We start from the raw sequence: 2,293 nt of genomic DNA on the forward strand, positions 1-2,293 counted from the left end.
GACCTGGGCCAGCCCGCTGCGCCCGCTCACCCGCGCGACGTTCTCTAATCCCAGCAGCTCCGCCGCCTCCGTGTGCAGCGAACCGGCGAGGCCCGTTTCCAGCCCTCGGGCGCCCCGGGCGGCGTAAAAACGCCTGCGCGCCCCGGCGCCGGAGGAGAAGGCCAGCGCCTCGGCGATAAAGGTTTGCGCCAGCGCCGCCTGCCGCCGGGTGCGTTCGACGGTACCGACGATATCGCCGATCGTCAGCAGCTGCTGCGCCGAGGAGGCCAGGGTGCCGGTAATCAGCACCCACGGAATATGGCTGCGGGCGTGAGCCCGGCGCGCCTGCGAGATCCAGGTATCGTCCGCACTCCCGCAGTCCACCACCAGGTCAGGCTCAAGGGCCAGCAGGCCTTCAAGCGACAGGGTGCTGGCGCGTCCGGCAAGACGGCCCGTTTTCGGTAGCCGGGCGATGCTGTCGGGCAGCGGAGCGTCCGGGAAGAGGGAAAAATCAAATGAGGAAAACCCCAGCAGCTTTTCCGGCGCGGCGGCCAGCAGCAGCATATCGGCGGGCCCGCCCGCGCTGACAATCCGCCGGATAGCCGCAGGCGCAGGGCGTTCGCCAATGCTCAGAGCCAAAGGCGTGGCGGCGCGACTCTTCTGGCCGGGGAAGCACAGCATGAGGCTTAAAGCCTGCAGGAACGTACGGCGCGAAAAAGGCATATGTTTCTATCCTGAAACAAAGTGATGAAAAAACCGCTATATATTTACATATATAACGTTGATGAATTTGCCGGAGATCAAAAATCGACACATTAGTTTCCGCCTTACTCCATAAGGGTGAGATGAAGTCGGGGTGTCATTGGGCAGGTTATTCAGGAGGAAAAGCGCCCGGCATGGCTGAGCTGCCGGGCGTACGCTGGATGCGGTGAGGGGTTAATGCGCGGCGGCGGGCGCCGCCTTATCCGTTCCGCCGGTGCCGTCGTTTGCCGCCGGCTTAGCGGCAGGTACCACCTTATCCGTTCTGCCGATGCTATCGTTTGCCGCCGGCTTAGCGGCGGGCGCCGTCTTATCCGTTCCGCCGACGCCGTCGTTTGCCGCCGGTCGCGCAGCAGGGAGCGAATCGCAGGGCTTCTCTTTCGGGCACACCAGGTCGAGCATTTTCAAGGTCACGCCGTTGGTCCAGCCGAAGCCGTCCTGCAGCGGATACTCGCCGCCACCGCCGCCGGTGCCGGTTGAGCTGACGTCATACTTTTCCACCAGCTTCTGCTTGCTGTCATAGGTGTGCTGGACGTTGCTGAGGAAACGCCAGCTGACCTCCATCGCGATTTTCTGCTGGCCGTAGTTCTGCAGCCCTTCGGCGGCCACCCACTGCAGCGGCGCCCAGCCGTTCGGCGCATCCCACTGCTGGCCGCTGTTGACGGTGGTGGTGGTTAAACCGCCCGGCTTTAGCAGGCGAGACTGCGTCGCGGCGGCAACTTTGGCCGCCCGTTCGCTGGAGGCGGCGTTGACGTACAGCGGGAACAGGGCCGCGGCGGTGAGCTGATTGCGCACCTTGTGGCTTTTCAGATCGTAATCGGCGTACCAGCCCTCTTTGTCATTCCACAGGTATTTCTCCAGCGCCTTCTGGCGGTCGTTGGCCAGCGCGTCGTACTGTGCCGCTTTCGCGCTATCGCCGGCGGCTTTGCTGGCGCGGGCGAGGGTTTTCTCCATGCGGAACATCAGCGAGTTAAGATCGACCGGAACGATGCTGGTGGTGCGAATGGTGCCCAGCTGCTGCGGGTTATCCATCCAGCGGGAGCTGAAGTCCCAGCCGGAGGCCGCGGCGGAGCGCAGGTCGCGATAGATCTCGGTCGCCGGGCGGTTGGGGTTGTTTTTAGCGGTGGTCACGTCATCGAGCCAGGACTCCGGGCGCGGCGTGTCGTTGTCGTCCCAGTAGCGGTTCAGCAGCGCGCCGTCTTCCATGCGCACCACCCGCTTATTGGCTTTGCCCGGCGACAGCGCATCGGCGCCTTCCATCCAGTATTGGTACTCTTTCTCCATCTGCGGCAGCCAGGCTTTCAGCGCCCGATCGCCGTCGTGGGTTGCCAGCAGCTCCACCATAAACGGGAAGAACGGCGGCTGCGAACGGCTCAGGTAGTAGCTGCGGTTGCCGTTGGGGATATGTCCCCAGGTATCGATCTCGTGGCCGAAGTTGGCCACCATATCGGCCACTTTATCCCAGTGCCCGCTTTCGGCGAGGCCCAGCATGGTGAAGTAGCTATCCCAGTAGTAGACCTCGCGAAAGCGGGCACTGGGATAAAGTGGCCGATAT

General features: G+C 63.5%; 2 protein-coding genes. Both read right to left on the reverse strand.

Translation table 11 applies throughout. The features are described from left to right. Positions 1–702: TroA family protein (locus PFH44_RS26845; RefSeq protein WP_283826731.1), on the reverse strand; the 702-nt coding region annotated here is incomplete at its 3' end. A 213-nt stretch (positions 703–915) separates the two neighbouring features. Beyond that, the coding region (gene treA, locus PFH44_RS26850; RefSeq protein WP_463671585.1) for an alpha,alpha-trehalase TreA at positions 916–2,293 on the reverse strand (1,378 nt) is incomplete at its 5' end.

This window comes from Klebsiella sp. Ech2A, assembly GCF_030078455.1.
GTDB lineage: Bacteria > Pseudomonadota > Gammaproteobacteria > Enterobacterales > Enterobacteriaceae > Klebsiella > Klebsiella terrigena.